Origin of the sequence: Ureibacillus thermosphaericus, from assembly GCF_012396605.1 — a bacterium.
In the GTDB taxonomy this organism is placed as follows: Bacteria; Bacillota; Bacilli; order Bacillales_A; family Planococcaceae; genus Ureibacillus; species Ureibacillus thermosphaericus.
On the sequence record NZ_JAAXPW010000013.1, the window covers coordinates 1 to 23273 of the forward strand.

The following is a 23273-nucleotide window of genomic DNA, read 5'->3' on the forward strand; positions in this document are numbered from 1 at the left end:
AAGTAAGATCCCTCAAAGACGATGAGGTAGATAGGTCCGAGGTGGAAGCACGGTGACGTGTGGAGCTGACGGATACTAATCGATCGAGGACTTAACCAATCATTTCAATGTCGTTATCCAGTTTTGAGAGAACAACCTCTCATATAGTGAAGTGACGATGGCGAAGAGGTCACACCCGTTCCCATACCGAACACGGAAGTTAAGCTCTTCAGCGCCGATGGTAGTAAGGGGCTTCCCCTTGTGAGAGTAGGACGTCGCTTCGCAGAAGGCACCACAATAGTGGTGCTTTTTTTATTGCAAAAATTGAAGCCCCTTACTAACAAGGACTGAAAGTCCGATCGGCGCGATACAGAAACCACATGCTAAACAAAAGTGAAATAAATATTTGAAGGAGACGAGAAGCACGGGGACCAAGAAGTTCAAGGAAGCGAGGCAGCCCGGAGCGGAGCGTACTATGTACGTGAGCACCGGACTGCCGAAGCTGACACAGAAATTCACTGGTCAACGTGCTTCGGAGTTAGCGCCGATGGTAGTTAAGGGGTCCCCTTGTGAGAGATAGACGAGCGCTTCGCAAAAAGGCACCACAATAGTGGTGCTTTTTTATTGCAAAAACTGAAGCCCCTTACTACCAAGGACTGAAAGTCCGATCGGCGCGAAACAGAAACCACATGCTAAACAAAAGCCAAACAAATATTTGACGGAGACGAGAAGCACGGGGACCAAGAAGTTCAAGGAAGCGAGGCAGCCCGGAGCGGAGCGTACTATGTACGTGAGCACCGGACTGCCGAAGCTGACACAGAAATTCGCTGGTCAACGTGCTTCGGAGTTAGCGCCGATGGTAGTTAAGGGGTCCCCTTGTGAGAGATAGACGAGCGCTTCGCAGAAGGCACCACAATAGTGGTGCTTTTTTTATTGCAAAAATTGAGCTCCTTACTACCAAGGACTGAAAGTCCGATCGGCGCGATAGAGAAGTGGCAATTAAAACGAAAGCAAAACAATTATTTGGAGGAGACGGAACGTGGACGGGAGTTAACAACTTCTTCCAACTCTATTGTACTGAGTTTTCACAAAATAAAATATTGACATTATTGTTAGACGCTTCAACTTCTACATCAATACCGTTTGGAATTGTCATCATTGGATCCGTGTGTCCAAAATCAACATTATACACAATTGGAAAATCATATCCTTTAGTAGCCTGGCAAATGATATCTATAAATGTATAATCTTGTGAAAATTCTACTTTTGGATGAAAACGTCCGACCACTATTCCATTAATTTTTTCAAAAACCCCCATATGCCGTAACTGAGTTAAATAGCGATCGATAGTACCAGGATTTTCTTGTTCATCTTCTTCTAAAAATAGTATTTTGTTATCAAAGGATGGAAGAAACTCTGTTCCTGCTAATAGTAACATTGTCCCCATATTGGCAGCTAAGATATTTCCCCTTGCTCTTCCTTCTTTAATAATAAGAGGTCCTTCATTTTTAGTAAGTTGTCGTGGTCGATCATCCTCTATATCCCAAGCTAAAAATTCGCTTGTCCAATATTTACTAGGAGGAATGTGTATTTCATCATTTTGGGTCATTAAAACGTCTTTAAATATTTTCTTTGTGTATTCTAACATTCCACCATATTCACCAAATTGAGGTAATAGTGCGGGTCCCATAAAGGTTATTAGTTCAGATTTTTTATGAATAGCTAATAGAATAGCAGTGAAATCACTATAACCCAATATTATTTTTGGATTTTGCTTTATAAGATTATAATCAATGTATTCTAATAGTTGGTGCGAATTGTAACCACCTATTGTATTAATAATAGCTTTTACTTCGTGATCTTGAAACATTTCATGTAAATCATCTAACCTTTCTTCAACGGTTCCTGCTAAATGCCCAATGCGTTTCAGAGCATTTTTCCCTATTTTCACCTTAAAACCCATACTCTCTAATTCAGAAATTCCTCTTTGAAATCTATTAGGGCAAGCTGCTGCAACTGGAGATGAAGTAGATATGATTCCTACAGTATCCCCCGGTTTTAATAATTTTGGTTTAATCATAAACATAACCTCTCTTTACCCAGTTTATTATTGAATGATTAAATTTATCATAATATCCTTCATGTCTATGTCAATTGTTCGGATGTATGTATCGTATGTAACTGTTTTAGTACATCAAAACCATGCAATTCGGGCAATATTAAATCAAAAAGAATTATCATATCCACTCTCCTGATTTTTAATTAAACCTTCAGTTTTAGTATTCGCTACATCAGTAATTTATCCTTCAAACTCAAGATCCATTTAATACTCGGACATTAATCAAAAAATAAATTCTTATGTTCCATAAATAACATTAGTTTTTACAAATAATATTGATTAAAGAATTAAACTGTTGATGGTAATTAATTTTTGTAGTGTTTGGCAATTAAGGTTATGCATAAATTTTTGCATATTTGACGCTTTACATGGAGTGGCGGGCATGATAGGCTACTTTGCCTTGCAAAGTCCAAATATAATTATGGCTTGCCCCCTTTGTAAGAAATCATGCTCGCAGAGGCTCCATCTCAAGCGATTATAGATACGAATAATTATTCAAAATATCGAATAAATTAAATTGCCATTTCATGCATTTTTTAATTGCCAAAAACAGAATTACACACGAAAATAATAAGAATTTACTAATTAGTTATTGAATCTTCCATATAATTCATTATTTTTCTTTATGTATAATAGGAGAATAAAATGTTTTTCATGAAAGGATGAATTATTTGGCTAAAAAAACAATCTGGGTGGAAATGGAAGAAAATGAAACGCCTGAACAATGTATAACAAGAATAGAACAAATGGGGTATAAGCCAATTGTTCGAAAAGAGGAGCCAGTCTTTCAATATTTTAATGGTGAGATTACGTATTTTCGTCAAAAAGTTAAATTTAAGGCGGAATTACTTGAAGAAAAAACAAAAAATGAGAAAAACACGAACATTAAATAGTGGTATTTTATAATTGTTCGCATTTTTTAATTGATTTTCTTCTTCACCCTTGCTACAATGAACAGAGGAAAACTCCCTCATATATGCTAGAGAATATGGCTCTAGTGTCTCTACCCGACACCGTAAATGTCGGACTATGCGGGAAAGCAACTTTTGGATGATTCGGTAGGTTGGAAATAAATTACCTCAACCTTCTGTTTTGCTATGTCCTCAAGTACTCTGCTTTCTACCGTGTAGCGAAGGCGGGCTATTTGAGGATTTTTTTACGAATACATGTAAATACATTGTTAACTTAAAAAGGAGCGTTATTAATGAATCCTAAAATCGGAGTCATAATGGGAAGTTCCAGTGATTGGGATACGATGAAACATGCTTGTGACATATTAGACGAGTTAGAAGTGCCATACGAAAAGAAAGTTGTATCAGCTCATCGAACTCCTGATTTGATGTTTGAATATGCCGAAACTGCCCGTTCACGTGGTATTGAAGTCATTATTGCCGGAGCGGGAGGAGCAGCTCACTTACCGGGGATGGTTGCAAGTAAAACAACTTTGCCAGTCATCGGTGTACCTGTACAATCAAAAGCTTTAAATGGACTTGATTCATTGCTTTCCATTGTGCAAATGCCTGGTGGTGTTCCTGTAGCGACAGTTGCTATTGGCAAAGCAGGTGCCACAAATGCTGGACTCTTAGCAGCACAAATTTTATCCATTACAGATAAACAAATAGCAGGAAAACTGGAAGCAAGACGTGAACAATTAAAACAAAAAGTATTAGAAAGTTCAGGTGACTTGAAGTGACAAAAACAATATACCCCGGTCAAACGATTGGCATCATCGGGGGTGGACAGTTAGGACGAATGATGGCTCTCAGTGCAAGAGAAGCAGGTTTCAAAATTGCAGTTCTTGATCCGACAATGGATTCACCATGTGGTCAAGTTGCAGATATACAAATTGTAGCTCCGTATGATGATGAAGCTGCACTTGAAGAATTAGCGGAAATAAGTGATGTCATCACTTTTGAGTTTGAAAATATAGACTATGAAGGACTAAAACGATTAACAGAGATTGCCTACGTTCCTCAAGGCGCGGAAATTATTCGCATTACTCAAAATCGAGTAACGGAAAAGGAAGCTATTGTAAATGCCGGTTGCCCTGTTGCACCGTATATTGTTTGCGAGAGCTATGAAGAACTTGTTGAAAAAATAGATCAAATTGGTTTTCCGAGCATTGTGAAAACTGCCCGTTTTGGTTATGACGGAAAAGGTCAACAAAAGCTTCTATCAAAAGAAGACTTGCCATTAGCTAAAAATTTATTTGATCACTCACAATGTATTGTGGAAGGATTTATCCCATTTGAGAAGGAAATTTCCGTCATTATCCAAAGGAATGGAAATGGAGAAACTTATTGTTTACCAGTTGGCGAAAATGTTCATATTAACCACATTTTACATGAAACAATTGTGCCTGCTCGAATTTCTACAGAAACAAAACAATTAGCGGAAGAAGCAGCACGAAAAATCGCTGAACATTTGCAATTAATTGGAACATTAGCAGTTGAAATGTTCGTATTAAACGATGGACAAATTATCATTAATGAACTAGCACCAAGACCGCATAATTCCGGTCATTATTCCATTGAAGCATGCAACATTTCTCAATTCGCGCAACATATCCGTGCTGTTGCAGGATGGCCATTGCGTGAACCAAAACTACATTCTCCAGTAGTGATGGTAAACGTATTAGGACAGCATGTAGCGCCGCTTTCCAATTCCATTACTAAATATCCACATTGGTCGATTCACCTCTATGGAAAGAAAGAGGCAAAAGTTAACCGAAAAATGGGACATGTAACAATACTAACTGATAGCATCGAAGAAACACTAATAGAAATTGAAGCTTCTGGCATTTGGTCAGAATGAGGAAAAGGAGATTTGAAAATGATCGAACGTTATACTCGTCCAGAAATGGGAGCAATTTGGACTGAAGAAAATAAATTTAAAGCTTGGCTTGAAGTTGAGATTTTAGCGTGTGAAGCATGGGCTGAACTTGGAGTTATTCCAAAAGAGGACGTAGTGAAATTGCGTCAAAACGCTTCATTTGATATTAACCGTATTTACGAAATTGAACAAACAACGAAACATGATGTAGTAGCATTTACTCGCGCTGTTTCTGAGACGCTTGGGGAAGAAAGAAAATGGGTTCATTACGGACTGACTTCAACAGATGTTGTAGATACTGCCCTCTCTTATTTAATTAAACAAGCAAACAACATTCTACGAAAAGACATTCAAAACTTTATTGATGTATTAACAGCCAAGGCAAAAGAACATAAATATACGGTGATGATGGGGCGCACTCATGGAGTACACGCAGAACCGACAACATTTGGATTAAAACTTGCCTTATGGCGTGAAGAAATGTTACGCAATCTAGAACGATTTGAAAGAGCAGCAAAAACGATTGAGACGGGTAAAATTTCAGGAGCTGTTGGAACATACGCCAACATCGATCCATTTGTAGAGCAATACGTTTGTGAAAAATTAGGTCTAACGCCAGCACCAATTTCAACTCAAACATTGCAACGTGATCGCCATGCAGAATACATTGCAGCATTAGCTCTAATTGCAACTTCCATTGAGAAATTCGCAACGGAAATTCGAGGATTGCAAAAATCCGAAACTCGAGAAGTTGAAGAAGGATTTGCAAAAGGACAAAAAGGTTCATCAGCAATGCCGCATAAACGCAATCCAATCGGATCAGAAAACATGGCTGGAATTGCTCGTGTAGTACGTGGACATGTGATCACAGCTTACGAAAATGTTTCTTTATGGCATGAGCGTGATATTTCTCATTCATCAGCAGAACGTATCATTATTCCTGATACAACGATAGCACTTAACTATATGTTGAACCGTTTCAGCAATATCGTGAAAAACTTAACCGTTTTCCCAGAAAACATGAAACGCAATATGGACGCTACGTTCGGACTAATTTATTCACAGCGTATTCTTTTAGCATTAATCGATAAAGGATTATCTCGCGAAGAAGCTTATGATACTGTTCAACCATTAACGGCAAAAGCTTGGGATGAACAAAGACATTTCCGTCCGCTTGTTGAAGCAGATGAAAAAATCAGTTCACTTTTATCTAAAGAAGAAATTGATGATTGTTTCGATTACAACTGGCATTTGAAAAATGTTGATTTGATTTTTCAACGTTTAGGATTAAATGATTAATCGGTACAGTAAAAGGCGAAGCCATTGAAAAATTTAAATTATTGGGGGAACGGTTATGGAAAAAGGTGCGCTGTTATACGAAGGAAAAGCGAAACGCTTATATGCAACAGATGTGGAAGATGTTTTGTTTGTTGAGTATAAAAACAGTGCGACAGCCTTTAACGGGCTGAAGAAAGCAGAAATTGAGGGGAAAGGAATATTAAATAATAAAATTTCTACCCTGATTTTTGAAAAATTAAAACAGCATGGTATCGAATCTCACTTTATTAAGAGTGTATCTGAACACGAACAACTAGTAAAAAAAGTGGATATCATCCCCCTTGAAGTGGTTGTTCGCAATATATCAGCAGGTAGCTTCGCTGAAAGGCTTGGCATTGAAGAAGGAACAAAGTTAAAGCGTCCGATTGTTGAGTTTTACTATAAAAATGACGCATTAAAAGATCCTTTGATTAACAACGAACATATTGACATACTTGGGATTGCATCAAAAGAAGAAGTTGAAACGATTACTAACAATGCATTTAGAGTGAATGAAGCATTGAGGAAAATATTTGAAGAAATCGGTGTCGTATTAGTTGATTTTAAATTGGAATTCGGTCGTGATAAAGAAGGCAACATCTTGCTTGCGGATGAAATCTCTCCAGATACTTGCCGACTCTGGGATGCGGAAACGAATGAAAAGCTGGATAAAGACGTATTTAGACGTGATCTTGGTAGTTTAACAGATGTTTATAACATTATTCTTTCTAGACTTGGAGGAAAGTGATATGAAAAAAGTTAAAATTTACGTTACGTTACGTGAAAGTGTATTAGACCCACAAGGCTCTGCAGTAAAAGAATCTTTAGTAAATATGGGATATAAAGAAGTTGAGGACGTACGTATCGGTAAATATTTAGAAGTATTAATTTCAGATACTGAACGTGATATTGACGCATTGGTAAAAGAAATGTGTGAAAAGCTGCTGGCAAACACTGTGATTGAGGATTATCGCTTTGAAGTCGAGGAGGCTAATTAATCATGAAATTTGCTGTACTCGTATTCCCAGGGTCGAACTGTGATATCGACATGTATCATGCAATAAAGGACGAACTAGGTGAAGAAGTAGAATATGTTTGGCACGATGCAACAGATTTAAGTAAATTTGATGCGATTTTAATTCCAGGAGGATTCTCATACGGGGATTATCTCCGTTGTGGAGCCATGGCAAGTCAATCAAATGTTATGAAAGCAGTGAAAAAGGCAGCAGAAGAAGGAAAACCAGTTTTAGGAGTTTGCAACGGATTCCAAATTTTAACGGAAGCGGGTTTGCTACCAGGGGTTTTACTTCGCAACCAAAACTTAAAATTCATTTGCCGAACAGTTCAATTAAAAGTTGAAAATAACAATACGCTATTTACAAATCAATATGAGCAAGGGCAAATCATTAATATTCCAATCGCTCATGGTGAAGGAAACTATTTCTGTGATGAGGAAACATTAAAAAAATTACAAGAAAAGAATCAAATCGTTTTCACTTATTCAGGTGAAAATCCAAATGGAAGTCTATCAGACATTGCAGGTATTGTGAATGAGCGTGGTAACGTTCTTGGTATGATGCCACACCCTGAACGTGCGGTGGATGCATTACTTGGCAGTGCAGACGGACTAGCATTATTCAAATCAATTGTGAAACAGTGGAGGGAATCACATGTCTAATTTAGAACCAACTGCAGAACAAATTAAGGAACAAAAGCTTTATCGTGACATGGGGTTAAGTGATGAAGAGTTTGCGATGGTTGAGAAAATTTTAGGCCGTCTTCCAAATTGGACAGAAACAGGTTTGTTCTCTGTTATGTGGTCTGAACACTGTTCTTATAAAAACTCAAAACCGGTATTGCGTAAATTCCCAACAAACGGACCTCGCGTATTACAAGGTCCTGGAGAGGGTGCGGGGATTGTTGACATAGGTGATGAGCAAGCAGTTGTATTCAAGATGGAATCTCATAACCACCCTTCAGCGATTGAACCTTACCAAGGTGCAGCAACAGGGGTTGGAGGGATTATTCGTGACGTGTTCTCCATGGGTGCTCGTCCAATTGCACTGTTAAACTCTTTACGTTTCGGTGAATTAAAGTCGCCTCGAGTGAAATACTTATTTGAAGAAGTAGTGGCAGGAATCGCTGGATACGGAAACTGCATCGGTATCCCAACTGTTGGTGGAGAAGTTCAATTTGACCCTTGCTATGAAGGAAATCCTTTAGTAAATGCTATGTGTGTTGGTTTAATTGACCATAAAGATATTCAAAAAGGTGTGGCTAAAGGTGTAGGCAATACTGTCATGTATGTGGGTGCTAAAACAGGGCGTGACGGTATCCACGGTGCGACGTTCGCTTCTGAAGAATTAAGTGAAGAATCAGAAGAAAATCGTCCAGCAGTTCAAGTTGGGGACCCATTCATGGAAAAACTTCTATTAGAAGCTTGTTTAGAAGTTGTAAAATCAGATGCTCTCGTTGGTATACAAGATATGGGAGCTGCAGGTTTAACTTCCTCTTCAGCAGAGATGGCTTCAAAAGCAGGTTCAGGTATCGAAATGAATTTAGATTTAGTGCCGCAACGTGAGACAGGCATGACTGCTTATGAAATGATGTTATCAGAATCACAAGAACGAATGCTTTTAGTCGTGAAAAAAGGTCGCGAAGAAGAAATCAAACAAATCTTCGAAAAATACGGATTAGATGCTGTTGCAATCGGCCGAGTGACAGACGACAAAATGTTGAGGCTGATTCATAAAGGTGAAGTTGTAGCTGAAGTTCCAGCTGATGCATTAGCAGAAGATGCACCAGTTTATCATAAACCTTCTAAAGAACCTGCTTATTTTAGCGAGTTCCAAGCAATGGAAAACGCAGAGCCTGAAGTAAGTGACTTGAAAGAAACGTTGAAACAATTACTTCAAGCACCGACTATTGCTTCAAAAGAATGGGTTTACAATCAATTTGACTATCAAGTTCGTACAAATACAGTAGTAACTCCTGGTTCAGATGCGGCAGTATTGCGCATTAGAGGTACAAATAAAGCACTTGCTATGACAGCTGACTGCAACTCTCGCTACATTTATTTAGATCCAGAAACAGGTGGCAAAATCGCGGTGGCAGAGGCTGCTCGCAACATTGTTGCATCAGGTGGCGAACCGCTAGCAATTACAGACTGCTTAAACTTTGGTAATCCAGAAAAGCCAGAAATCTTCTGGCAATTAGAAAAGAGTGCGGATGGTATTTCTGCGGCTTGTACAGCTTTAAAAACACCAGTTATTAGCGGCAACGTTTCCCTTTATAATGAACATTCAGGTCAAGCTGTATATCCTACTCCAACAATTGGTATGGTTGGTTTAATTCAAGATTTATCACATGTGACAACACAACAAGTTAAACAAGCTGGTGACGTTGTTTATATACTTGGTGAAACGAAAACAGAATTCGGTGGATCAGAACTACAAAAATTAGTTCATGGCAAAATCTTTGGTAAAGCGCCAAGCATCGATTTAGAGGTGGAGGCAGCGCGCCAAAAAGCATTACTTTCTGCAATTCGTGCTGGACTTGTTCAATCTGCTCATGACGTATCTGAAGGCGGCGTAGCAGTTGCGTTAGCTGAAAAGACTTTCGGAACTGAAGGGTTAGGACTTCATGTGAGATTAGAAGGATCACCTGTAACTGCTTTATTCAGTGAATCTCAATCTCGTTTTATCGTCACAGTAAAAGAAGAAAACGTGAAGCAATTTGAAGAATTGATTACTGATGCAAAGAAAATCGGACTTGTTACAAATGATGGGAAAATCACAATTGAAGGCGAATCAGGCTTGTTAATTGAGGGGTCTGTGGAAGAATTTTGTTCTGCTTGGAAAGGAGCTATCCCATGCTTGCTGAAATCAGAGGCTTAAATGAAGAATGTGGTGTTTTTGGGATATGGGGACATGAAGCGGCAGCTCATTTAAGCTATTACGGTTTACATGCTTTACAACATCGCGGTCAAGAAGGTGCTGGCATCGTCGCTACTGACGGCCAGTACTTCAAAGCGGTAAAAGGTGAAGGTTTAGTAAATGAAGTATTTAATGAAGAAAAATTAAAAAGTTTGAAAGGCACTTCTGCCATTGCTCATGTTCGCTATACAACTGCAGGCGGCGGAGGAATAGAGAACGTACAGCCGTTATTGGTTCGTTCCTCAACTGGCACGATTGCTTTGGCTCATAATGGTAATTTAGTCAATGCGAATCATTTGAAACAACATCTTGAACGATCAGGTAGTATTTTTCATTCTACTTCAGACACGGAAGTAATTGTGCATTTAATTAAAAAAAGCAAAAAGCCTCGCTTCCGTGAGCAAGTAAAAGAAGCTCTTTCTCTATTGAGAGGTGCATTCTCCGTCATTATTTTAACGAAAGATAAAATGATCCTAGCTCGAGATCGCAATGGTTTACGTCCACTGTCAATTGGTAAATTAGGGGACGCTTGGGTGGCTTCGTCTGAAACTTGCGCCTTTGATTTGATTGGTGCGGAGTTTATACGGGAAGTGGAGCCGGGAGAATTAGTTGTTATTTCAGAAAAAGGTATCGAAGAAGATCGCTATGCTCAAATGGAACAAAGAGCAATGTGTGCAATGGAATATGTTTATTTTGCACGTCCTGACTCAAATATTGATTATGTCAACATTCACATGGCTCGTAAACGTTTGGGTAAACAATTAGCAAAAGAAATGGGTTCAATCGATGCGGATGTTGTAACAGGTGTTCCGGATTCCTCCATTTCAGCTGCAATTGGTTTTGCAGAAGAAATTGGCATTCCTTACGAAATGGGATTAATCAAAAATCGTTATGTGGGAAGAACATTTATTCAACCGACACAAGAATTGCGTGAACGCGGAGTAAAAATGAAATTATCTCCTGTCGTTCAAGTCGTTCGTGGAAAACGAGTAGTCATGGTGGATGATTCCATCGTTCGAGGAACAACTTCTCGTAGAATTGTCAAAATGTTAAAAGAAGCTGGAGCAAAGGAAGTGCATGTAGCAATCACTTCTCCTCCAATTTCGAATCCTTGCTTCTATGGAATAGACATTTCATCAGATGAAGAGCTAATCGCAACAGGAAAAACAATCGATGAAATCCGTGATGCAATTGGTGCAGATTCCTTAACATTTTTATCTCCAGACGGATTAGTAGAAGCAATCTCAAGACCTTTTGACGATGAGAATGGCGGTCTTTGCATGGCATGCTTTACTGGAAAATATCCAACTGAAATTTTCCCAGACACTGTCTTACCACATATTAAAGAACTTTCACATTAAGGAGGAAGAATCATGTCAAAGGCATATGAACAAGCGGGAGTCAATATTGAAGCTGGTTATGAAGCTGTTAAACGCATGAAATCCCATGTAGAAAGAACAAAACGAATTGGTGTCATGGGAACGTTTGGTGGCTTCGGTGGCATGTTCGATTTATCTTCATTAAATTTAAAAGAACCTGTTCTAATTTCTGGTACAGATGGTGTCGGGACTAAGCTCAAATTAGCATTTATGGCCGATAAACATGACACGATTGGCATTGACTGCGTGGCGATGTGTGTGAATGATATCGTTGCTCAAGGTGCAGAACCGTTATACTTTTTAGATTATATTGCAATTGGGAAAGCAGACCCTGAAAAGATCGAGCAAATTGTAAGTGGCGTTGCAGATGGTTGCGTTCAGGCAGGTGCTGCACTCATCGGCGGGGAAACTGCTGAAATGCCTGGTTTGTATGATGAAAATGAATATGATGTAGCTGGTTTTGCGGTTGGGGCTTGTGAAAAATCTCGTGTCGTTACTGGGGAAAAAATTGTTGAAGGGGATGTCCTTGTTGGACTTGCATCTAGCGGCGTGCATTCCAATGGTTATTCCTTAGTTCGCAAAATCGTATTTGGAAATTGCGGCTATAAATATGATGAATTGATTGAAGGTTATGAAGATTTGGGGCCAATTGGTGATGCTTTGCTTACACCAACAAAAATTTACGCCAAACCAGTTCTTGAGATGTTAAAGCAAGTGGACGTTCACGGCATGGCTCACATTACTGGTGGTGGATTTTATGAAAACTTGCCTCGAATGATGCCAGAAGGACTTGCAACAGAAATTGATTTAGGATCATGGGAAACTCTTCGAATTTTCGAATTTTTGAAGGATAAAGGTTCGCTATCAGACAGAGATTTATACAACGTATTTAATATGGGGATTGGATTTGTTCTTTCCGTTTCTCCTGAAGATGCGGATAAAATAATTCAAATTGCAGAAGCCCACGGGGAGAAAGCGTATCAAATTGGGCGTGTTGTAAAAGGCGAAGGGGTTTTATTTAATGGAAAACACGATGGGAGCTTGAGCCAATGACAACGAAAATAGCAGTGTTTGCATCAGGAAGTGGATCGAATTTTCAAGCGATTCAAGAATCCATCGAACGTGGAGAATTAAATGCAAACATAGAAGTTGTAGTAACAGATAAACCCAATGCATATGTGGTTAAAAGAGCGGAGAAATTCGGCATCCCAGTTTTCGCATTTTCACCAAAAGATTATGCTTCAAAAGCTACATATGAATCTGAAATTGTAAAAATATTGAAACAAAAAGCGGTGGAATGGATTGTATTAGCTGGGTATATGCGCTTAATTGGCGACACATTACTTACTGAATATCCTAATAAAATCGTTAATATTCATCCTTCTCTATTACCAGCTTTTCCTGGAAAAGATGCGATTGGACAAGCAATGGAACATGGCGTGAAAGTCACTGGGGTTACTGTTCATTATGTTGATGAAGGGATGGATACAGGTCCAATTATTGCACAAAGAGCGGTAGAAGTTGTGGATGGTAATCGAGAAGCAACGGAAGAACGTATTCACAAAGTAGAACATGAACTTTATCCAAAAACGTTAAAAAAATTATTTGAAAATAAATAATTGCAAAAATAGAGTATAAACTGGAGGCTTTAACTGTGGCAAAACGTGCACTTATTAGTGTTTCAAATAAAGATGGAATTTTAGAGTTTGCGAAAGAATTAGTTGCGCTTGGTTATGAAATATTATCTACTGGTGGTACGAAAAAGTTATTGCAAGAAAATAACGTACCGGTAACTGGTGTAGATGAAGTAACAAAATTTCCTGAAATTCTTGACGGACGTGTAAAAACATTAAATCCCATGATTCATGGTGGTCTATTAGGGAAATTTGATGATCCTTCCCACCAAGCACAAATGCAAGAACACGGAATTGAACCAATTGAAATCGTTTGTGTAAACTTATATCCATTTGTAGAAACAATTTCAAAACCAAATGTCACTTGGGAAGATGCAATTGAAAATATTGATATTGGTGGCCCTACAATGTTGCGTGCAGCTGCGAAAAATCATCAATATGTAACAGTAATCGTTGACAGCAATGACTATGCTACGGTTCTTGAAGAATTGAAAGCGAACGGTACAACTACTTTTGAAACGCGAAAAAAACTTGCAGCGAAAGTATTCCGCCATACAGCAAGCTATGATGCATATATTTCAAACTACTTAACAGAAGAATCATTCCCTGAAAGTTTAACACTTACTTACGAATTACAACAAACGTTGCGATACGGTGAAAATCCTCACCAAAAAGCTGCATTTTATAAAAAACGTTTAGGTTCAGATTTTTCTCTTGCCTATGCTACTCAATTACATGGAAAAGAATTATCCTTTAATAATATTCAAGATGGGAATGCAGCTCTTCAAATTGTAAAAGAATTTAAAATACCAGCTGCCGTAGCGGTAAAACATATGAACCCATGTGGTGTTGGTACTGGTAGCACGATTGAAGAAGCATTTGACAAAGCTTATGAAGCAGATCCAGTTTCAATTTTTGGTGGAATCATTGCGTTAAACCGTGAAGTAAATGCACCAACTGCAGAAAAATTAAGCAATATCTTCTTAGAAATTATCATAGCACCTTCATTTACAGAAGAAGCATTAGAAATTTTAACGAAAAAGAAAAACATTCGCTTGCTTACAATCAATTTCTCTCAAGAAAAACAAGATCCGTTCAAAGTTGTTTCCGTTGAAGGTGGTTTACTCGTCCAAGAAGACGATACATATGGCTTTAACGATGCCGATATAAAAGTTGTAACAGACCGTGAACCAACGGAGGAAGAATGGGAAGCCTTAAAACTTGGTTGGGCCGTTGTGAAACACGTGAAGTCAAATGCTATTGTCGTAAACAATAAACAAATGACATTAGGAATCGGTGCAGGTCAAATGAACCGTGTTGGAGCAGCGAAAATCGCATTAGAGCAAGCTGGTGAAAAAGCGAAAGGTGCGGTAATGGCTTCGGATGCTTTCTTCCCAATGCCAGATACAGTAGAAGAAGCAATCAAAGCTGGAATTACAGCAATCATTCATCCAGGGGGATCTATTCGCGATCAAGACTCCATCGATGTGGCGAACAAGGCTGGTATTGCCATGGTTACAACAGGAGTAAGACATTTTAAACATTAATGAATAAAGACGGCTCGTTTCGTAGCCGTCTTTTCTAAAGTTAAAATATTTTTTTGGAAGTTGCAATTATTTCTAACTTCATTTGAAATATATATGCCAATAATTTGTAGGAGGGCATCGATCGTATGAAAGTATTAGTAGTTGGTAGCGGTGGACGTGAGCATGCTATCGCAAAAAAATTCAGCATTTCTCCATCCGTAGAAAAAGTGTATGTAGCACCTGGAAATGATGGAATGCGTGATTGTGCAGAATTGGTTGCGATTGATTCAATGGATTTTGAAAGCTTGGCAAACTTCGCAAAAGAACAACGTATTGATTTAACTTTTGTCGGTCCTGAACAACCTCTTGCTGAGGGAATTGTGGATTATTTCCAAGAACGAGGTCTTGTCATTTTTGGACCAACAAAACAAGCAGCTCAAATTGAAGGTAGTAAGTCATTTGCAAAACAATTAATGAAAAAATACAACATCCCAACAGCAACTTATGAAACGTTTACTGAAATGGATAAAGCGATTGAATATATTAAACAACAAGGGGCACCGATTGTTGTAAAAGCAGATGGCTTGGCAGCTGGTAAAGGTGTAGTTGTTGCAATGACAGAACAAGAAGCGATTGATGCTGTAACGGATATGATTGGGAATCAACGCTTTGGTGAATCTTCATCAAAAGTAGTGATTGAGGAATATTTAGAAGGAGAAGAATTTTCCTTCATGTCCTTTGTACATAAAGGGCAAATTTATCCAATGGTGATTGCTCAAGATCATAAACGAGCTTATGATGGCGATACAGGTCCAAATACTGGTGGTATGGGTGCATATTCACCGGTTCCGCAAATTCCGCAAGAAATGGTATCTCGCGCATATACAGAAATTGTAGAACCAACTGTAAAAGCTATGGAAGAAGAAGGCGCATCCTTCACTGGAGTTTTATATGCAGGATTAATTCTTACGAAAGAAGGTCCAAAAGTTATTGAATTTAATGCACGTTTTGGCGATCCAGAAACACAAGTAGTGCTTCCTCGCATGACTTCTGATTTTGGATTATTCATGAAAGCATTAATGGAAGAAAAATTCTTTGATTTACAATGGTCTAATGAAGTAATGCTAGGAGTTGTCATTGCGGCAGAAGGCTATCCTGGAACAGTTGAAAAAGGACATCCACTTCCAAATTTAGATGAGCTTAGTAAAGAATATGAAGTATATCATGCAGGAACGAAACTTCAAGATGGACGATATGTAGGTAATGGTGGACGTGTGTTATTAGTGGCATCAAAAGCAGAGTCTTTAAAAGAAGCGAAAGAAAAAGTATATGCAGGAATAGATAAGTATTCTTGGGATCATTTCTTCTACCGCAAAGATATTGGATGGAGAACATTTAAATAATTTTTCCATGAGATAAAATGAAATAAAAAGCACAAACCAAGAGTAATGGGGTTTGTGCTTTTTCTGAGTTAAACATTTTTATTTATTTGGATTTCTTCTGATTTGCATTATTTGTAACACCTTGAATGGCTTTGGCAGCTTCCTCCATCATTGTGCCCGATTGGGTTGTGTTAGCAACTGTCTCTGCAACTTTAGCTGCAGTTTGTGTCATTTGTTGCATAGTGGAGCCATTGCCGCCATTGGAATTTTGATTTCCGCTATTATATCTTGAATTAAAAGCAGTCATTAAGCTATCGCCATCCATAAATTCTTGCATGGATGTTGTAACGGCATTTTTCACATTATTGCTGAACATTGCTTTGGTAGGGCAGTATAAAAAGATACCTTCAGCAATTTTTAATGAACCAGCTGTAATTGATAGCATTCCTAAAGTTTTGTTTCCGTTCTCTTTCACTAAATGACTAATTCCACAAGCTGTTAACCCAATGCCTAAAGCAAGTCGAACGAAGCCACTTTTTTCAGAAATATTTTCTTCCAACATCAAAATCACTCCTTTTCAAATGTGCTGATTGAAAGAACTTTAATTTAGTAAAGTGCTGTGTTACGATAAAATCAGATATGCTTGCTTTTCAGCATTGTTAGTATGTGCGAATAAAACTCGATTAAACGAAATAAATATTTTATATAATAGAAGGGAGTGTAACATATGCCAGAATCTATTTGGAAGATTCAAGAAATCCGAAATCAAATTGCTGTGATAGAAGGAAAGCTATCACCAACCATTGTTTTAAAAAATGCACGCTTTTTACATAGCATGTTAAAACAATGGGTTTTCGGTAATATTTGGGTTCATCATGATCGAATCGTATATGTTGGTAATGAAATGCCAGAAAATTTACTAGATACTGAAGTAATAGATTTAGGGGGAAAAACGGTTGTACCAGGTTATATTGAACCCCATGTCCATCCGTTTCAATTATATAATCCTGTAACATTTGCAGATTACGCAGCACAATTTGGAACAACAATGTTTATAAGCGATAATCTACATTTTGCGTTACAACTCCCTAATACGAAAGCGTTTTCACTTCTAGATGAATTGAAAAAGATGCCGTTTTCTTATTATTGGTGGACTCGTTATGATGCGCAAACCGAATTGGGTAATGAAGATCAAATATTTACGAATAAATCTATTTTTGAATGGATTGGAAGAGATGACGTTTTACTTGGAGGCGAGTTAACTGGTTGGCCACGTCTTTTACGTGGTGATGACCAAATGCTTTATTGGATTCAGTCTTCAAAGAAGAATGGGAAGAAAATTGAAGGACATTTTCCAGGTGCATCTGATAAAACCCTTGTCAGAATGAAATTACTTGGAGCAGATGGTGATCATGAAGCAATGACGGTTGAGGAAGTTGAAAAACGGATTTTTCATGGTTATGGTGTAACGCTACGATATTCTTCCATCCGTCCTGATCTTCCAAATCTATTAAAAGGAATACTAGATAAAAAGTTAAATATATTTGACCATTTAATGATGACAACAGATGGTTCAACACCTTGTTTCCATCGTGAAGGTGTCATGAATTTATGCATCCAAATTGCACTTGAAGTAGGAGTCGACCCTATTGATGCATATAACATGGCTTCATATAATATCGCGAAGTATTATAATTTATCTCATTTACATGGTTTGATTGCGACAGGAAGATTTGCTACTTTAAATATTTTAAAAGATGAATTTACTCCAAATCCGGAATCGGTATTATCAAAAGGTGTTTGGTTAAAAAAAGATGGACAAAAAGTACAAACATTACCAGAAATCGATTGGAATAAGTATTATCCATCTCTTGAACTAGAATTTGAGTTAAACGAGGAAGATTTCCAAGTATCTACACCAATTGGAATTGAATTGGTTAACGATGTCATAACAAAACCATACTCTGTGAATTTCCAATTGCATAAAAATGAAATTCTTGTAAATTCCGATGAAAGTTTATTAATGCTTATAGATAAAAACGGAAAATGGCGAATTAATGCAATCTTAAAAGGTTTTGCAACAAATGTAAAAGGATTTGCTTCCTCGTACTCTAATACAGGGGATATCATTTTAATAGGTAAAAATGAGCAAGATATGATGCTTGCTTTTAATGAAATGAAAAAAATGAAGGGCGGCATTGTCCTTACAGAAGACAATGAAGTTATTATGTCTCTACCATTGACTGGAGCAGGTAACTTTTTCACTGGAAAGATGGAAGACTTAATGGAAAATGAGGCGGCATTAACAGCGGCATTGCGAGAAAGAGGTTATAAGCATAGCGATGCGATTTATACATTGTTCTTCTTACAATCAACTCATTTACCTTATATCCGAATCACACAAAATGGAATTGTTGATGTCATGAAAAAAGAAGTAATGATTCCATCAGTGATGCGCTAGCTGAAAGGATGAAGATTATGTTTCGAAAAAAAACATTGCTTTGTGTCTTAGCAAGTATCTCACTTCTTGCAGCATGTGGAGATGGTAGTGAAAAAAGCATAAGTGATAAACCAATTGAACCAGTTCAAGAAGAACCGAAAGAAATATTATATCCGACACCATTTACTGGAGAACTGATTTCTAATGAGATTACAATGAGGCCTGTTATTGCTACGATTAACAATCACCCTGCTGCCCGTCCGCAATCTGGTATTGCAAGTGCTGATGTAGTTTATGAAATGCTTGCAGAAGGGGATGTTACAAGATTTTTGGCATTGTTCCAATCGGAAATTCCTGATAGCATCGGACCAATTCGTAGTGCAAGATCCTATTTTATTGAATTAGCGGATGGACTTGACGCCTTTTACATTGCACACGGTTTCAGTCCAGAAGCAAAACAGATGCTCGAAAATGGCATCGTTGATAACATTAACGGTATGTATTACGATGGTTCCTTCTTCAAACGTTCTAAAGATCGGGTTGCACCACATAACTCATATTTTATGAGCGATAACCTAGAAGCTGCTGCAGAAAAAGTGAATGCTTCACTTCTCTATCAGAAAAAAGTATCGTATACTTATTATGATGATGAGGAAAGTGTTAAAGTAGGTGCGCAAGCAGATCGTATACATGTCCGTTATAGTAATAATGAAAACTTTAACAGCACCTATTCATATGATCCAGTGAGCAACACTTATTCCCGCTCTTCTGGTGGAACGGTAACAACAGATTTATTGACGGGAGAACCGATAAAGTTATCCAATGTGTTAGTCTTGGAAATGGATCATCAGGTGATTGACAACAAAGGCCGTAGAGAGATTGATATTTATTCTGGTGGGAGAGCTTATATTTTCCAACAAGGGATGATGCGAGAACTGCGTTGGGAAAATATTGACGGCGTTTTAACAGCGGTAGAAATCGACGGCAGTGAAGCAAAACTTATGCCAGGTAAAACATGGATTCATTTTGTACCAACAAATCCGGGAATTGCTACTTCTGTAACTTATTCAAATTCTGAGCAGCAAAGTTGAAAGGATGAGGAAGAAAATGCAGGTAGATAAAATTCGTGGTCCTCAAACAGATCAGCTTTTTAGAGCGATATTAGAATTGAGAGACCTTGAAGAATGCTATAAATTTTTCGATGACTTATGTACGATTAGTGAAATTCAATCGATGGCTCAACGATTTGAAGTAGCTCATCTATTACGTTTGAAAAAAACTTATGAAACAATCAAAAAAGAAACCGGAGCTTCTACTGCAACCATTTCACGGGTGCGTCGTTGTTTCGATTATGGCAATGATGCTTATGAAGAAATGTTAAGTCGACTTTATCCAAATGAAAAACCATATGAACCAAAAAGATAAGTTTGTTAAAATTGGGATTGTTTAGAAGTAAAAATTATCACTCAGTTTAATTGGGTGATAATTTTTTGTTTGTCGATTTTCGATTTCGTGGATGCTTTCTTCATTCCTCATACTCTCTTTTTCGGTCAAGGACAACTGAACGAGGATTGAGAAAAGTTTCTTATATAAACAGCGATTTCACTTACAGGAAAGTAGGTAGGAGTTTTCGGTAAAAGCTACTTTGAGATATACTTATAAGCACAAAATAAATAGGAATAGGTGAGGACTTTATGGACTATAAAAATTGGAGACATGTATTTAAAATTGACCCTTCAAAAGAACTTTCAGATGAAGCATTAGAAAAGGTGTGCGAATCTGGCACAGATGTCATTTTAGTAGGAGGGACAGATGGGATTACTTTAGATAACGTGCTCGAACAACTCGTTCGAATCAGAAGATATTCTGTTCCAATTGCCTTAGAAATATCAACAATTGAATCTATTACCCCTGGATTTGATTATTATTTGATACCTACTGTCTTAAATAGTACGAATACAAAATGGGTAAAAGACCTTCATCATGCGGCCATTAAAGAATTTGGTGATGTCATGGTATGGGATGAACTAGTTGCAGAAGGCTACTGTATATTAAATCCAGATTGCAAAGTAGCAAAAGCAACGGAGGCCGATACAAATTTAACAAAAGAAGACGTAATTGCATATGCCCGACTTGCTGAAAATTACTTTAAATTGCCTATTTTTTATGTAGAATACAGCGGTACATATGGTGACGTAGAAATTGTTGCTGGGGTAAAAGAAGTATTATCAGAAACTCGACTATTTTATGGTGGAGGTATCCGCAACGCTGAACAAGCAAAAGAGATGGCCAAATTTGCAGATACTGTTATCGTTGGAAACGTCATTTATGAGGATTTAAAAGAAGCGCTAAAAACCGTTGTGGCAGTAAAAAGTGTAACAAGATAAACGGTGCGAAAATGATCTCTTTGTAGTATAATTGAGAACAAATGTTTGTAATAGTGAGGTGCACCATGGAACACATAACAAAAAATTTATTGGATGGAATGAATCCACAACAAAAGGAAGCGGTCAAAACAACGGAAGGTCCCCTTCTCATTATGGCTGGTGCAGGTTCAGGAAAAACGAGAGTGCTGACTCACCGGATTGCATATTTAATTGTTGAAAAACAAGTATACCCTTCAAATATTTTAGCGATTACCTTTACGAATAAAGCTGCAAGGGAAATGCGTGATCGAATTGATGCTTTACTGGGAAGCGGTATATCCGAAAGCATGTGGGTTTCTACATTTCACTCCATGTGCGTTCGCATATTAAGAAGAAATATTGATCGCATCGGTATCTCAAAAAACTTTACGATTCTTGACTCATCCGACCAATTAACAGCAATAAAAAACGTTTTTAAACAACTCAATATTGATACGAAACGATATGATCCAAGAACGGTTTTAAGCACGATTAGTTCTGCTAAAAATGAATGCATCACTGCAGAAGAATATAAAAAAATAACCAATTCACATAATCCTTACGAAAAAATCGTAGGAGATGTGTATGAGGAATATGAAAAAACCCTTCGTAAAAATCAATCCCTTGACTTTGATGATTTAATTATGATGACGATTACTTTGTTTGAACGCGTACCGGACGTATTAGAATACTACCAAAATAAATTTCAATACATTCACGTCGATGAATATCAAGATACGAACCATTCTCAATATAAACTTGTCAAAATGCTCGCTTCAAAATTTAAAAATATTTGCGTTGTAGGGGATTCTGATCAATCCATTTATAAGTGGCGTGGTGCAGACATTCGAAACATCTTATCTTTTGAAAAAGATTATCCGAATGCAAACGTTATTTTGCTTGAACAAAACTACCGCTCCACAAAGAGAATTTTGCAAGCAGCAAACGATGTCATCTCAAACAATGAAAGCCGTTATCCAAAGAAGCTGCGCACAGATAATCCTGAAGGCGAAAAAATTGTATTCTATACCGCTCGTGATGAAAGAGATGAAGCGCAATTTGTAGTTAAAACAATTAAAGAATTAATGGAAAAAGAAGGGCGTAGTTTAAAAGATTTTGCTATACTTTACCGCACAAATGCCCAATCCCGTGCAATGGAAGAAGTTTTAGTGAAATCCAATTTGCAGTATACGATTGTTGGGGGTACGAAATTCTACGATCGTAAAGAAATTAAAGACTTACTTGCTTATTTGCGATTAATTGCCAACAATGATGATGATTTATCACTGGCCCGCATCATCAATGAACCGAAACGAAGCATTGGTCCATCAACTTTCGATAAAATTGCGACTTATGCAATTGAAAACGATATATCCATTTTTAAAGCATTCAATGACATTTCCTCCATCGGGTTAACACCTAGGGCAATGAACGCAATTGAAAAATTCCGTGAATTAATTGAAGGATTGACGAAAATGCAAGATTATTTATCTGTCACGGAATTGGTGGAAGAAGTCATTGAGAAATCGGGATATCGTGCAATGCTTGAGAAAGAAAATACGATTGAATCTCAAAGTCGATTAGAAAACATTGAAGAATTTTTATCTGTAACAAAAGCCTTTGAAGAAAGAAGCGACGATAAATCCCTCGTTGCATTTTTAACAGATCTCGCATTGATTGCAGATATTGATTCGCTAGATCAAGAAAGCGATTCAAAAGAGAGCATTGTATTAATGACGTTGCATTCCGCGAAGGGATTAGAGTTTCCGGTTGTATTCATTATCGGTATGGAGGAAAACATTTTCCCTCATTCCCGCTCAATTGGAGATAAAGCTGAAATGGAAGAAGAACGCCGCTTAGCTTATGTGGGAATCACACGGGCAGAAGAACGGCTATACTTAACTTGTGCCTCTTATCGCACGCTTTTTGGCCGCTCTAATTCAAACTTACCGTCCCGTTTCATCAAAGAAATTTCGGATGACATCATTTATCCAATTTCGAAATCATATAGCTTTGGTGATGTGGAAGAAAAATTGCCTTTCGCAGGTCAGCAGAGAGCTTCAAGTTACAAAAGAAAAATTGGTGTTGTTCAATCAAAATCGCAAATTGCTACTCTCCAATCGACTGGTGGAGAACAATTCCAATGGAAAGTTGGAGATAAGGCGATTCATGGTAAATGGGGTACAGGTGTTGTTGTTAGTGTAAAAGGTGAAGGTGACGATATGGAGCTGGAGATTGCCTTTCCAGACAAAGGCATCAAAAGGCTACTTGCCAAGTTTGCCCCAATTACAAAAGGTTAAATAACATTTCACTTAACAATTAGTG

Annotated in this window: 20 protein-coding genes, 2 rRNA genes and 1 riboswitch; of the genes, 20 read left to right on the top strand and 2 right to left on the bottom strand. The window is 37.8% G+C overall.

Annotated features, from left to right (window positions below):
* Positions 1–99, top strand: a 23S ribosomal RNA gene (locus HF990_RS06975); the annotation flags it as partial.
* Positions 100–147: 48 nt separating this feature from the next.
* Positions 148–263, top strand: a 5S ribosomal RNA gene (gene rrf, locus HF990_RS06980).
* A gap of 785 nt (positions 264–1048) precedes the next feature.
* Here the strand turns inward: rrf and HF990_RS06985 are convergent.
* Positions 1049–2059, bottom strand: coding sequence for a S66 peptidase family protein (locus HF990_RS06985; RefSeq protein ID WP_168412267.1), 1011 nt, complete (start codon positions 2057–2059; stop codon positions 1049–1051).
* Positions 2060–2760: 701 nt separating this feature from the next.
* Here HF990_RS06985 and HF990_RS06990 point away from each other — a divergent pair.
* The 13 genes from HF990_RS06990 (at position 2761) to purD (ending at position 16124) form a co-directional block, all read left to right on the top strand.
* Entirely contained in the window at positions 2761–2991 is a 231-nt protein-coding gene (locus tag HF990_RS06990; protein ID WP_409373611.1) for an NETI motif-containing protein, read from the top strand.
* A 57-nt stretch (positions 2992–3048) separates the two neighbouring features.
* Positions 3049–3148, top strand: a riboswitch (purine riboswitch).
* A gap of 154 nt (positions 3149–3302) precedes the next feature.
* Positions 3303–3791 carry a 5-(carboxyamino)imidazole ribonucleotide mutase gene (purE, locus tag HF990_RS06995; RefSeq protein WP_168412268.1) on the top strand — a complete coding sequence of 163 codons (489 nt, stop codon included), beginning with the start codon at positions 3303–3305 and terminating at the stop codon, positions 3789–3791.
* The gene (gene purK / locus HF990_RS07000) at positions 3788–4912 is read left to right on the top strand and encodes a 5-(carboxyamino)imidazole ribonucleotide synthase (protein ID WP_168412269.1); all 1125 of its coding nucleotides are present in this window, start codon (positions 3788–3790) and stop codon (positions 4910–4912) included. Before purE ends, purK begins: the two co-directional genes overlap by 4 nt.
* Positions 4913–4930: 18 nt before the next feature.
* Entirely contained in the window at positions 4931–6229 is a 1299-nt protein-coding gene (gene purB / locus HF990_RS07005; protein WP_168412270.1) for an adenylosuccinate lyase, read from the top strand.
* A gap of 55 nt (positions 6230–6284) precedes the next feature.
* A complete protein-coding gene (gene purC, locus HF990_RS07010; RefSeq protein WP_168412271.1) occupies positions 6285–6995 on the top strand; it encodes a phosphoribosylaminoimidazolesuccinocarboxamide synthase in 711 nt (236 codons plus the stop codon).
* 1 nt (position 6996) lies between these two features.
* Complete coding sequence (gene purS, locus HF990_RS07015) at positions 6997–7245, top strand: phosphoribosylformylglycinamidine synthase subunit PurS (protein WP_168412272.1); 249 nt, start codon at positions 6997–6999, stop codon at positions 7243–7245.
* 2 nt (positions 7246–7247) lie between these two features.
* Positions 7248–7925, top strand: coding sequence for a phosphoribosylformylglycinamidine synthase subunit PurQ (purQ, locus tag HF990_RS07020; RefSeq protein ID WP_016838766.1), 678 nt, complete (start codon positions 7248–7250; stop codon positions 7923–7925).
* Positions 7918–10143 carry a phosphoribosylformylglycinamidine synthase subunit PurL gene (gene purL, locus HF990_RS07025; protein ID WP_168412273.1) on the top strand — a complete coding sequence of 742 codons (2226 nt, stop codon included), beginning with the start codon at positions 7918–7920 and terminating at the stop codon, positions 10141–10143. The genes purQ and purL overlap by 8 nt, the downstream gene beginning before the upstream one ends.
* Complete coding sequence (purF, locus tag HF990_RS07030) at positions 10119–11543, top strand: amidophosphoribosyltransferase (RefSeq protein WP_016838764.1); 1425 nt, start codon at positions 10119–10121, stop codon at positions 11541–11543. Before purL ends, purF begins: the two co-directional genes overlap by 25 nt.
* Positions 11544–11555: 12 nt before the next feature.
* On the top strand, positions 11556–12614 hold the full coding sequence (purM, locus tag HF990_RS07035) for a phosphoribosylformylglycinamidine cyclo-ligase (protein ID WP_016838763.1): 1059 nt from the start codon (positions 11556–11558) through the stop codon (positions 12612–12614).
* A complete protein-coding gene (gene purN, locus HF990_RS07040; protein ID WP_016838762.1) occupies positions 12611–13180 on the top strand; it encodes a phosphoribosylglycinamide formyltransferase in 570 nt (189 codons plus the stop codon). Before purM ends, purN begins: the two co-directional genes overlap by 4 nt.
* A 35-nt stretch (positions 13181–13215) precedes the next feature.
* Positions 13216–14742 carry a bifunctional phosphoribosylaminoimidazolecarboxamide formyltransferase/IMP cyclohydrolase gene (purH, locus tag HF990_RS07045; RefSeq protein WP_016838761.1) on the top strand — a complete coding sequence of 509 codons (1527 nt, stop codon included), beginning with the start codon at positions 13216–13218 and terminating at the stop codon, positions 14740–14742.
* Positions 14743–14867: 125 nt separating this feature from the next.
* On the top strand, positions 14868–16124 hold the full coding sequence (purD, locus tag HF990_RS07050) for a phosphoribosylamine--glycine ligase (RefSeq protein ID WP_016838760.1): 1257 nt from the start codon (positions 14868–14870) through the stop codon (positions 16122–16124).
* A gap of 82 nt (positions 16125–16206) precedes the next feature.
* Here purD and HF990_RS07055 read toward each other — a convergent pair whose 3' ends face one another.
* Entirely contained in the window at positions 16207–16665 is a 459-nt protein-coding gene (locus HF990_RS07055; RefSeq protein ID WP_016838759.1) for a hypothetical protein, read from the bottom strand.
* Between the two features lie 165 nt (positions 16666–16830).
* On the opposite strand from HF990_RS07055, the gene HF990_RS07060 reads away from it, so the two are divergent.
* From HF990_RS07060 to pcrA, 5 genes are all read left to right on the top strand, one after another.
* The gene (locus HF990_RS07060) at positions 16831–18564 is read left to right on the top strand and encodes an adenine deaminase C-terminal domain-containing protein (RefSeq protein WP_016838758.1); all 1734 of its coding nucleotides are present in this window, start codon (positions 16831–16833) and stop codon (positions 18562–18564) included.
* Positions 18565–18581: 17 nt separating this feature from the next.
* Positions 18582–19634: a DUF3048 domain-containing protein gene (locus HF990_RS07065; protein ID WP_016838757.1), complete on the top strand. Its 1053-nt coding sequence runs from the start codon at positions 18582–18584 to the stop codon at positions 19632–19634.
* 16 nt (positions 19635–19650) lie between these two features.
* The gene (locus HF990_RS07070; RefSeq protein ID WP_016838756.1) at positions 19651–19968 is read left to right on the top strand and encodes a YerC/YecD family TrpR-related protein; all 318 of its coding nucleotides are present in this window, start codon (positions 19651–19653) and stop codon (positions 19966–19968) included.
* A gap of 269 nt (positions 19969–20237) precedes the next feature.
* Positions 20238–20930 carry a heptaprenylglyceryl phosphate synthase gene (gene pcrB / locus HF990_RS07075; RefSeq protein WP_096549744.1) on the top strand — a complete coding sequence of 231 codons (693 nt, stop codon included), beginning with the start codon at positions 20238–20240 and terminating at the stop codon, positions 20928–20930.
* A 65-nt stretch (positions 20931–20995) separates the two neighbouring features.
* Entirely contained in the window at positions 20996–23248 is a 2253-nt protein-coding gene (gene pcrA / locus HF990_RS07080; protein ID WP_168412274.1) for a DNA helicase PcrA, read from the top strand.
* Positions 23249–23273: the final 25 nt, after the last annotated feature.

Excerpts from the sequence above, each read along its gene's own strand:
- HF990_RS06985 (WP_168412267.1), bottom strand. The coding sequence starts at position 2,059 with ATGATTAAACCAAAATTATTAAAACCGGGGGATACTGTAGGAATCATA.
- HF990_RS06990 (WP_409373611.1), top strand. The coding sequence starts at position 2,761 with ATGAATTATTTGGCTAAAAAAACAATCTGGGTGGAAATGGAAGAAAAT.
- purE (WP_168412268.1), top strand. The coding sequence starts at position 3,303 with ATGAATCCTAAAATCGGAGTCATAATGGGAAGTTCCAGTGATTGGGAT.
- purB (WP_168412270.1), top strand. The coding sequence starts at position 4,931 with ATGATCGAACGTTATACTCGTCCAGAAATGGGAGCAATTTGGACTGAA.
- purC (WP_168412271.1), top strand. The coding sequence starts at position 6,285 with ATGGAAAAAGGTGCGCTGTTATACGAAGGAAAAGCGAAACGCTTATAT.
- purS (WP_168412272.1), top strand. The coding sequence starts at position 6,997 with ATGAAAAAAGTTAAAATTTACGTTACGTTACGTGAAAGTGTATTAGAC.
- purQ (WP_016838766.1), top strand. The coding sequence starts at position 7,248 with ATGAAATTTGCTGTACTCGTATTCCCAGGGTCGAACTGTGATATCGAC.
- purL (WP_168412273.1), top strand. The coding sequence starts at position 7,918 with ATGTCTAATTTAGAACCAACTGCAGAACAAATTAAGGAACAAAAGCTT.
- purF (WP_016838764.1), top strand. The coding sequence starts at position 10,119 with ATGCTTGCTGAAATCAGAGGCTTAAATGAAGAATGTGGTGTTTTTGGG.
- purM (WP_016838763.1), top strand. The coding sequence starts at position 11,556 with ATGTCAAAGGCATATGAACAAGCGGGAGTCAATATTGAAGCTGGTTAT.
- purN (WP_016838762.1), top strand. The coding sequence starts at position 12,611 with ATGACAACGAAAATAGCAGTGTTTGCATCAGGAAGTGGATCGAATTTT.
- purD (WP_016838760.1), top strand. The coding sequence starts at position 14,868 with ATGAAAGTATTAGTAGTTGGTAGCGGTGGACGTGAGCATGCTATCGCA.
- HF990_RS07055 (WP_016838759.1), bottom strand. The coding sequence starts at position 16,665 with ATGTTGGAAGAAAATATTTCTGAAAAAAGTGGCTTCGTTCGACTTGCT.
- HF990_RS07060 (WP_016838758.1), top strand. The coding sequence starts at position 16,831 with ATGCCAGAATCTATTTGGAAGATTCAAGAAATCCGAAATCAAATTGCT.
- HF990_RS07065 (WP_016838757.1), top strand. The coding sequence starts at position 18,582 with ATGTTTCGAAAAAAAACATTGCTTTGTGTCTTAGCAAGTATCTCACTT.
- HF990_RS07070 (WP_016838756.1), top strand. The coding sequence starts at position 19,651 with ATGCAGGTAGATAAAATTCGTGGTCCTCAAACAGATCAGCTTTTTAGA.
- pcrB (WP_096549744.1), top strand. The coding sequence starts at position 20,238 with ATGGACTATAAAAATTGGAGACATGTATTTAAAATTGACCCTTCAAAA.
- pcrA (WP_168412274.1), top strand. The coding sequence starts at position 20,996 with ATGGAACACATAACAAAAAATTTATTGGATGGAATGAATCCACAACAA.